We start from the raw sequence: 9,385 nt of genomic DNA, 5'->3' as shown, positions 1-9,385 counted from the left end.
CGGGCTCTGCCCAGCGCATCCGTATCCCACCCCCCCCCCCCCCTCCCCCCCCCCCCCCCCCCCCCCCCCCCCCCCCCCCCCCCCCCCCCCCCCCCCCCCCCCGAGGTGCGGGGCACGCGCCGAGGGGCAGGACGCGCGCCGGGGCACAGGACGCGCGCCGCAGCGCGGGGCACGCCCCGGGCGCGGGGCGCTCCCCCGCGGCGCGGCGCGCGGTCAGGAGAGCGAGGCGCTGGGCATCCGTTCCTCGACCAGCCGCGCGATCGCCCGCAGATCGGGCTGGCGCAGCAGCAGGGCGGCGCGCAGCCGGACGCCGTACTCGCCCTCCAGGGACTCCAGCAGTCTGGCCGCGGCGAGCGAATTGCCGCCCGACGCCAGGAAGTTGTCCGCCGGGCCGAGGTCCGCGCGGCCGATCAGCTCGCGGCAGAGCTTCAGCACCGTGCGCTCGACCGGGGTGCCGCCCTCTTCGCCCGCCGGCTCGCCGGGGGCCGCCGAGCCTGCGGCGACGGCCGCCTCGGCGGCGAGCAGCGCCGCGCGGTCCACCTTGCCGTTGGCGTCCAGCGGGTAGCGGTCCACCAGCCGGACGGCCGAGGGCACGGCCTGCTCGGGCAGCCAGGGCCGCACCGCCTCCAGCAGGCTCGCGGGCTCGGTGCCGGCCGCGGCGCCGTCCTCGGCCTCCAGGAAGGCGAGCAGCCGGACGCCGCCCGCCGCCACGGGCTGGGCGGCGACCACGGCCCGGCGCACCCGCGGGTCGCGCTCGAAGGCGGCCTCCACCTCGGCGGGCTCGATGCGCACCCCGCTGACCTTGACCTGGTCGTCCAGGCGTCCGTGGAACTCCAGCACGCCGTCGGCGCGCATGACGACCCGGTCGCCGCTGCGGTAGACCAGGTCGATGCCGTCCACGCCGGGCGGCACCTCGACGAAGCGGCGGGCGGTCAGCTCGGGGTCGAGGTAGCCGGCGGCCAGGCCCCGGCCGCCGATGCGCAGCTCGCCGGCCTCTCCCCGGGGCACCGGGCGGCCCTGTTCGTCGGTGACCACGACGACCGCGCCCGGGATCGGCAGGCCGATCGGCGGCGCGCCGTCGCCGTGGTCGCCGCCGGGGGCCATGGTGTGCACGGTGGTGGCGATGGTGGCTTCGGCGGGCCCGTAGGCGTTGTGGACGGTCGCGGTGACGTCCGGGCCGGGGGCGCGGCGCAGCCGGTCGCCGCCGATCATCAGGTGGCGCAGCGCCAGCCCGGCGGGCCAGGGCCGGCCGAGGAGGGGTTCGGCGAGCGGGGTCGGCAGCACGGAGACGGTGATCGCGGCGTCGCGGTACCAGTCGGTGAGCGCGGCGGAGTCCCAGCGGACCGCCTCGGGGGCGACGACGAGCGTCGCGCCGGAGGTGAGGCCGGCCCACAGCTCCATCAGGTGCGGGTCGAAGGCCACCCCGATCACCAGGCTGTGCCGGGCGCCGGGGCCCAGGCCGGTCAGCTCCCGGTACCAGTGCAGCAGCGCGCCGAGCGCCGGCTCGGTGACGGCGACGGCCTTGGGGGTGCCGGTGGATCCGGAGGTCAGCACCGCGTAGTGGGTGCCGGTCGGCACCTGGGCCTGCTCACCGGGGGTCAGCACGGCGAGCACCTCGCCGGTGGCGGGCAGGTCCAGCGCCAGCCGCTCGCCGCCCGGCGGCAGCACGGCCGGCTCGCCGACCAGGCAGGCGGGCCGCAGCTGCTCGGCGACGGCCTGCAGCCGCCGCTCGCCCGGGCGCGGGCCGAGCGGCAGGTGGACGGCGCCGAGCTTGGCGGCGGCCAGGGTGACGGCGACCAGCGCGGCCGAGTGGCCGAGGCAGACGCCGAGCAGGTCGCCCTTGCCGACCTTGCCGCGCAGGGCCTCGGCGACGGCGTCGGCGAGGCGGTCGAGCTCGGCGTAGCTGTAACTGTGCTCGCCGTCGATCAGGGCGGGCGCGTCCGGGGTGCGGTGCGCCCAGCCGGTGAAGAGGTCGAGGACGCCGCCGTCCTGGTGCGGACGGCCGTATCCGATGCTCAGGGATTCCATCATTGGCTCCAGATGAGTGAGTAGCCGTCAGTTCAGGCCCATGGAACGGGCGATGATCACCTTCTGGACCTCGGAGGTCCCCTCGATGATCGTGGTCATCCGGACATAGCGGTACAGGAACTCCAGCGGGTGGCCGCGCACCCAGCCGGTGGCGCCGTGCACCTGGAGCGAGCGGTCCACCGCGCGCACGGCCGTCTCGGAGGCGGTGAGCTTGGCGAGCGCCGCGTTCTCGGCGGACTCGGTGCCCTCGTCCACCAGCCGGGCGCAGGCCAGGGTGAGCAGCTTGGAGGCCTCCACCTCGGCCCGGGTGGTCACCAGGTGCTCCTGGACGTGCTGGTACTCGCCGATCACCCGGCCGAAGGCGCGCCGCTCCCGGGCGTACTCGACGCCGGCGCGCAGCGCGTACTCGGCGATGCCGTTGCACATCGCCGCCACGACCAGCCGGCCGCGGGAGAGGCTGTCCATGGCGAGGGCGGTGGCCGCCGCGATGCCCTCCTCGCCGCCGATGACGGCCTCCGGGCCGACGGTGACCTGGTCGAGCAGCAGCTCGAACAGCGGCTCGCCGGACATGCCCTCGTACCGCTGGCCGATCCGCAGACCGGGCTGGTCCATGGGCAGCACGAAGGCGGTGGCCCCGGCGGTGGGCCCGGCGCCGTCACCGAGGTCGGTGGCCGCGACCACCAGCGCGATCCCGGCGTGCTCGGCGTTGCTGACGAAGGTCTTGCGCCCGTTCAGCACCCAGCCGTCGCCGGTGCGCGCGGCGGTGGTGGTCAGCCGGAAGGCGTCGGAGCCGGCCTGCGGCTCGGTGAGGGCCAGGCAGCGGGTCTGCTCGCCGCGCACCAGCGGGACGAGGTGCCGCTCGATCTGCTCCGGGGTGCCGTGCCGCAGCAGCGGGCTGGGGCCGTCTGAGCCGGCCAGCGCGTAGGGGGCGAGCACGCAGCCGCTGCGCCCGGCGGCGTGGTGCAGCAGCACGACGGCCGTGAACGGCATGCCGGCGCCGCCGAGTTCCTCGGGGTAGTCCCCGGCGTAGAAGCCGAGGGCGGCGGAGCGCTTGCGCACGTAGGCCCGCAGGTCGGCCGGGACCTGGTCGGCGGTCTCGGGCAACTCGGCGGCGAGCGGGACGAGTTCGCGACGCACGAAGCTCTCGAAGGCGTCGACGAGTTCGCGGTGGCCGGCTTCCAGGACGCTGGAGGGGGCGCTCACTTCGACCCTCCGGTGAGGACGCGGGCCTGGTCGGCCAGCACGGCGTGCCGGAACAGCGTGCGCAGCGGCGGGCGCGTGCCGAGGTGCGGTTCCAGGTAGGCGGCGAGTTGGGCGGCGAGCAGCGAGTGGCCGCCGACCTCGAAGAAGTGCGAGTCCGCGGTGAAGCGGTCGTGGCCGAGCACTTCGCGCCAGGCGGCGGCGATCAGCTCCTGGCCCGGGTCGGTGAAGGCGCTGGGCGCGGCGCTCTCCTGCTGCGCGGGCGTCTCGTCGGCGAGCCGGGCCAGGGCGGCGCGGTCGGGCTTGCCGCCGGGCAGCGTGGGCATCTCGGGGACGGCCGTCCAGCCGGCCGGGACGAGTCCGCCGGGCAGCCGGCGCGCCAGGGCCGCGTGCAGGGCGGCCTGGTCGGGGCGGTCGGTGCCCTCCAGGAAGCCGATCAGGCGGGGGCCGGTCCGCGGGTCGGTGTGCAGCAGGACCGCGCAGGAGCGGCCGCCGAGTTCGGCGGAGGCGGCGGCTTCGATCTCCTCCAGCTCGATGCGGTGGCCGCGCAGCTTGACCTGGTTGTCGGCGCGGCCGAGGAACCGCAGGCGCCCCTCGGTGTCGCGGTAGCCGCGGTCGCCGGTGCGGTAGACCCGGGCGCCGCCGAGCGCCGGGACGGTGGTGAAGCGGGCGGCGGTGGGCTCCGGCAGGCCGACGTATCCCTCGGCCAGCAGGGCGCCGCTGACGGCGAGTTCGCCGACGCAGCCGGTCGGGAGCGGGCGCAGCGTCTCGTCCAGTACGTGGATCCGGGCGCCGTCGATCTCGGTGCCGAGCGGGATCTCGCCGTCCTCGGCGACGTCGGCGGCGGTGACCTGGTGGACGGTGGAGGTGACGGTGGCCTCGGTGACGCCGTAGGCGTTGAGCACGGTGGTGGCCTCGGTGAGGTCGGCCAGCGCACGGGCGGGCAGCCGCTCGCCGCCGAGGACGAGCAGTCGGGGCGACCAGCGGCCGTCCTTCAGCGCCTCGCGCAGGTCCTCGCGCACGCCGAGCAGGTAGCTGGTCGGCAGGTTGGCGACGGTGACGCCGCGGGCGGCGAGCACCGCCACCAGCTCGGGGCCGGTGGGCACCTCGCGCTGCGGCACCACCAGTGCGGCGCCGATCGAGAGCGCGGGCAGCACCTCCTCCAGCGCCACGTCGAAGGAGGGCCGGGCGAACAGCAACACCCGGTCGGCGGCGGTGAGTTCGTAGCGGGCTGTGATCGCCGCGACGTACCCGGCCAGGGCCTCGCGGCCGACCAGGACGGGCTTGGGCACGCCGGTGGAGCCCGAGGTGTGGATGATGTAGGCGGCGCCCTCCAGCACGGCGGCGGGCCCGGCCTTCGGGAAGGCGGGGCCGTCCAGCAGCGCCGGGGTGATGCCCTCGGCGGGCAGCGCGAGCGCGCTCTGCCGGGTGGCCAGGACGAGGGCGGGGGCGAGCCGCTCCAGCAGCAGGCCGAGCCGGGCGGCCGGGTCCTCGGTGGACAGCGGCGCGTAGACGGCGCCCAGGCGCAGGCAGGCGAGCAGGGCGACGACGCTGTCGGTGCCGCGCGGCAGCACGGCGGCCACCGGCTGCCCGGCGGTGACCCCGGCGGCGCGCAGCCGGTCGGCCAACTCGCTGACGCGGAGGTTGAGTTCGCCGTAGCTGATCCGCTCGGTGCCGGCCAGCAGGGCGAGCGCGGCGGGGTCGTGGGCGGCGGCCGGGTCGAGCCCGGCCGGGGCGACCGACACGGCCGGAGCGGCGTCAGGCGCGGGGACGAGCTCGGCGAGCGGAGCCTGCGGCCGGTCGAGGTAGTCGCGCAGCAGGTCCAGCAGGCGCTCGGCCAGCAGCATGGCCTCGGCCTCGCCGAAGAGGTCGGCGTCGTAGTCCCAGACCAGGGTCATCCCGGCGGCGCCGTGCTTCTCGCCGACCACCCGGCGGTCGTCGGGCAGCAGCACGAGGTCGAGGTCGAAGCGGGTGGTGCCGGTGTTGAAGCCCTCGTAGAGCGAGACCTCCAGGCCGGGCGCCTGCACGTCGGGCAGGGCGGCGTCGTGCGCGCTGAACATCACGTTGAACAGCGGGTTGTCGGCGCCGCCGGTGTGCAGCCCGAGGCGGCGGGTCAGCTCCTGCACCGGCAGGTCCTGGTGCGGCAGGGCGCGCAGCAGGACGTCGGTGGTCTCGTCCACGGCCTCGGTGCCGGGCGCGGCCGGGTCGAGCCTCAGACGCAGCGGCACGGTGTTGACGAACATGCCGACGGTGCCCTCGAAGCCCTCCGGCCGGTTGCCGACGGCGGTGCCGACGACGAGTTCGCGGTGGCCGCTGTGGCGGCGCAGGAGTTCGGCGAACAGGGTGAGCAGGGTGCTGAACGGCGTGTGGCCGTCGGCCCTGCTGCGCTCGCGCAGCGGCCCGGCGAGGTCGGCGCCGATCGACTGGCGCAGCTGTCCGCCGCGGTGGCGCCGCTCGACACCGGGCTTGGCCAGCCCGGGCAGGGTGACCTCGCGCGGGGCGTCGGCCAGTTCCCGGGTCCAGAAGGCGAGGTCGCGCTCGCGGGCCTCCGGGTCGACGGAGCGGCGGGCGTGCTGCTCGTACGAGGGGGCGGTGGGCAGCTCGTACGGCTCGCCGAGGACGTGGGCGCGGTAGACGGTGAACAGGTCGCGCAGCAGGATCGCGAAGGAGTGGCCGTCGTGGACGAGGTGGTGCTCGACGTGGATCAGCCGGTGGTGGTCCTCGCCGAGCCGGACCAGGTGCCAGCGCAGCACCGGCGCGCGGAAGGTGTCCAGCGGCTCCTCGGCCTCGGCGGCGAGCAGCCGGCGGAAGGCGGCCTCCGGGTCGCTCTCGGCGCTGTAGTCGCTCTGCCGCAGCTCCGGTCGGCAGTCGGCGGCGACCCGCTGGCCGGGCAGGCCCTCGGGCCGGGCCACCAGCTCCAGCCGCAGGCCCGGGTGGTGGTCGAGGACGGCGGCGAGGCCCGCGTGCAGCGCGTCCCGGTCGAGGGTGCCCCACAGGTCGAGGACGGCCGTGAAGTTGTAGGCGCGGCTGCCGGGCAGCATCTGCTCGTGCAGCCAGACGATCTCCTGCGAGGGAGAGAGTGCGAACATGGGTGATTCCCTTGTGTGGTGGACGGGTTGGCACCGGGGTGGCCGGGCGCGGGCGTGGGGTGGTCCCGGCACGGTCGTGTGGGGGTCCGGTCGCATCGGGGTGGGGGTGCGGCCGGGGCTTGAGGGACTGGGGCCCACGACGGGTGGGCGCGGGGGCCCGGGAGTGGGCGGAGGACGGGCCGTCTGGGGCGTGTCCGACGATTCCCGCCGGGCGCGCGACGCGAATGGTCAGATACGCCCTAGGCCAGGTGGCGGCGCAGGACGGCGAGCAGTCGGTCGAAGGCGGCCTCGGCGTCGGCGGCCGGGAAGCGGTCGCTGTCCCAGGCCAGGCGGACCAGCAGGTCGTCACCGTGCTCGGCGGCGACGGCCAGTGGCGCGGCGAGCGGCCGTCCGGCGAGGTGGACCTCCCGGCCGGGGACGCCGCCGAGCACCAGCGGCGGGCGGCGGCGCATGTCCTCCAGGGTGAGCATCGCGTCGAGCGCGCCCGACCAGGGCGAGCCCGCGGTGCGGGCGGCGCGGACCACCTCGTCGAAGGGGGTGCCCGCGTGGTCGAGGTCGTCCCACCAGGCGTCGCAGAGTTCCTCCAGGTCGGCGGCGGGGTGCGGCGGGACGGGGTGCACCAGGGTGTTGAGGAAGCAGCCGAGCGCGGCGGGCGCGCCGGGCGGGCGGCCGCCCCACGGGTAGCCGAGCGCGAGCGGGCCGTCCGCGCGGTGCAGCCGCTGCGCGGCGGCGCCGACGGCGTCCAGCAGGGCGGGGAAGACGGCGCTGCGGGCGGCGCCCTGGGCGGCGGGCAGCCGTTCGGTGAGCATGCCGGTGGCCGTCGCCGCGCCGCCGCCCGTCCCGACCAGGGTGCCGAGACGGCGGCCCCAGTGGGCCTGGGCGGCCGGGCCCGCGGCGGCCTCCTCGGCGGCCAGCTGGAGTTCGACGGCCTCCCGGAAGTCGGCCAGGGCCTGCCGGCCCGGGCCGGTCGCGGGCGGCTCGTCGCGCTCGTAGGCCGTGGTGAGCTCGCCGATGAGCGCCCCGAGGGACTGCTCGTCGCAGGCCGCGTGGTCCAGTGCGAGGGCGAGCAACTCCTCCTGCCCGTCCGGGTCCTCGGCGACCAGCAGGCGCAGGGCGGGCCCGTCGAGGGGCCAGTCCAGCAGGGCCGCGCGCAGGGCCGACCCGGCGCTGCCGTGGTCGGCCACGGCGATCCGGGCGGCCTCGACGGCCGGGCCGCCGACCCGGAGGACGGGGGTGCCCCGGACGGTCGCGAAGCCACCGCACAGCGCGGGGTGGCGGGCGGCGACGGCGGCGGCCGCACGACCCAGCCGGGCCACGTCCACGGTGCCGCGCGGGTAGCCGAAGAACAGCGGGACGATGTCGGAGCGGGTCAGCGGGGCGAGTCGGCGGGTGATCAGGAACCGTCGCTGGGCGCCGGTCAGCGGGAGCAGCTCCACCGGGGAGTCGGCGGCGGCGGAACGGTACCGGGCGAGGTAGGCGGCGGTGATGCTGGCGTGCACGGAACGGTCTCCGGTCTCCGGTTTCGGTTCGGGTGTTCGAGTGCTCGGGTCTCGGGGCCAGGAGGTCAGGGAGGTCAGGGAGGTCAAGGCGGTCAGTGCGGTCAAGGGGTCAGGAGGTGGTCGGGCTCGTGGCGGGCTGCTGGCGCGCATCGGCGTCCTGGCGGGCATCGGCGTCCGGGCGGGCACCGGCGTCCGGGGCCTGCGCCGTGGGCAGATCGCGCATCCGCCGCAGCGGCGACAGCAGCAGCGGCACCGGCACCAGAAGGAAGCCCACCGCGCACAGCCACAGCGCCTCGCGCGGCCCGATCCGGTCCGCGACGAGTCCGCCGCCGAGGGCGCCCAGCGGCATCGTGCCCCACACCAGGAAGCGCATGGTGGCGTTCATCCGCCCGAGCAGCTCCGGCGGGCAGACGCTCTGCCGGAAGCTGACCTGCGCGACGTTGTAGGCCACGGCGCCGAACAGCACCACGCCGGAGCCGAGGCCGAACAGCCACCCGCCCGTGCCGCCCTCGGACAGCGGCCACAGCACCGCGAACGGTGCGGTGACCAGGGCGGACAGCCAGATCAGCCGGGCCTGGCCGACCCAGCGGGCCAGCCGGCCCGCGCACAGCGCGCCCGCCAGCCCGCCGACGGCGGAGGCCGACAGCAGGGCGCCGATGGCGCCGGGCGACAGGTCGAGCACCCGCACCCAGAACACCGTCTGCACGGCCATCAGCACGGCGGCGAACAGGTTGGAGGTGGCGGTGGCGGCGGCGATCGCCCGGAGCAGCGGGTGTCCGAGGACAAAGCGCACGCCCTCGGCGACCTCGGCGCGCAGTGAGCGCCCGGGCTCGGGCTCCGGCCGCGCCTCCTCGACCCGGATCCGGGCGAGCAGCAGGGCGGAGGCCAGGTAGCCGCAGGCGTCCGCGACGATGGCGAGCGGCGCGCCGAGCAGCTGCACCAGCCCGCCGCCCAGGCCCGGCCCGGCGATCTGCGCCGAGGAGCGGATCGTCTCCAGCGCGCCGTTGCCGCCGACCAGCTGCTCGCGCGGCAGGACGGCGGGCAGGAAGGACTGGTGGGCGACGTCGAAGAAGACCGTGGCCACGCCGGTGATCAGCGCGACCAGGTACAGCTGCGGCATGGTCAGCACACCGAACGCCGCCGCCGGCGGGATCGAGCCGACGGCGATGCAGCGCACCACGTCGGCGCGGATCAGCACCGGCAGCTTGCGCATCCGGTCCAGCCAGGCGCCGGCCGGCAGGCCGACCAGCAGGAAGGCCGCGGTCTCGGCGGCGGTCAGCAGGCCGACCTCGAAGGGCGTGGCGTCGAGCACCACCACCGCCACCAGCGGCAGGGCGACCAGGGTGACCTGACTGCCCGTCTGGGCCGCCGCGGCTCCGGTCAACAGGAGCCGGAAGTCACGGTGGCCGAGCAGACGGGCCTGGCGGGGGCGAAGCGTCTCGTTCATCGGTGCGACTCTCGGTCACCTCTTCGACACGCGGCAAGCGCTGGGTTCGTTTCCGGACGAACCCCGGGTCGGCCGGATCCCGCCACTGTCATGACCCCGCCTTGCCCCTCCCCTACGCCCCC

Annotated in this window: 5 protein-coding genes; all 5 read right to left on the bottom strand. The window is 76.5% G+C overall.

Annotated features, from left to right (window positions below; translation table 11 throughout):
- Positions 1 to 213: 213 nt before the first annotated feature.
- On the bottom strand, positions 214 to 2,028 hold the full coding sequence (locus ACZ4WV_RS01470; protein WP_465741613.1) for a non-ribosomal peptide synthetase: 1,815 nt from the start codon (positions 2,026 to 2,028) through the stop codon (positions 214 to 216).
- Positions 2,029 to 2,055: 27 nt separating this feature from the next.
- Positions 2,056 to 3,231: an acyl-CoA dehydrogenase family protein gene (locus tag ACZ4WV_RS01465; RefSeq protein WP_465741611.1), complete on the bottom strand. Its 1,176-nt coding sequence runs from the start codon at positions 3,229 to 3,231 to the stop codon at positions 2,056 to 2,058.
- Positions 3,228 to 6,317 carry a non-ribosomal peptide synthetase gene (locus tag ACZ4WV_RS01460; RefSeq protein WP_465741609.1) on the bottom strand — a complete coding sequence of 1,030 codons (3,090 nt, stop codon included), beginning with the start codon at positions 6,315 to 6,317 and terminating at the stop codon, positions 3,228 to 3,230. The genes ACZ4WV_RS01465 and ACZ4WV_RS01460 overlap by 4 nt, the downstream gene beginning before the upstream one ends.
- A gap of 239 nt (positions 6,318 to 6,556) precedes the next feature.
- A complete protein-coding gene (locus ACZ4WV_RS01455; RefSeq protein WP_465741607.1) occupies positions 6,557 to 7,816 on the bottom strand; it encodes a non-ribosomal peptide synthetase in 1,260 nt (419 codons plus the stop codon).
- 109 nt (positions 7,817 to 7,925) lie between these two features.
- On the bottom strand, positions 7,926 to 9,263 hold the full coding sequence (locus ACZ4WV_RS01450; protein ID WP_465741605.1) for an MFS transporter: 1,338 nt from the start codon (positions 9,261 to 9,263) through the stop codon (positions 7,926 to 7,928).
- Positions 9,264 to 9,385: the final 122 nt, after the last annotated feature.

The organism is Kitasatospora sp. NPDC029312, from assembly GCF_055569215.1.
The sequence above is the reverse complement of the archived record's forward strand: the minus strand, read 5'-3'. Positions and strand labels throughout refer to the sequence as shown.